Here is a 212-nt window from a genome sequence, read left to right as displayed (position 1 = left end):
CCAGCCACGCGTCCGCGACGCGCGCCACCAACAGCAGCACCGGCGGGCAGTCTGTGATCTCGTTCTTCAGCTGGTGGCACAGCCCCATCCCGCCGGAGGGCGTCGCCTCGCCGTCCAGGATGACCAGGTCGACGCCACCGGCGTCCATGGTCTGCAGCACGACGGGCTGCGTGGCCACCTCGAACACGTCCAGTTCAGGAAGATCGGCCGCC

The 212-nt window shown here is 69.8% G+C and carries 1 pseudogene; it reads right to left on the bottom strand.

The annotated features are described in order from the left end of the window. Positions 1 to 212 (bottom strand): annotated as a pseudogene (locus BN358_RS26800) (response regulator); the annotation flags it as partial.

Source organism: Sedimentibacter sp. B4, from assembly GCF_000309315.1.
Taxonomy (GTDB): domain Bacteria; phylum Bacillota; class Clostridia; order Tissierellales; family Sedimentibacteraceae; genus Sedimentibacter; species Sedimentibacter saalensis.
This window is presented reverse-complemented; position numbering and strand designations above follow the sequence as displayed.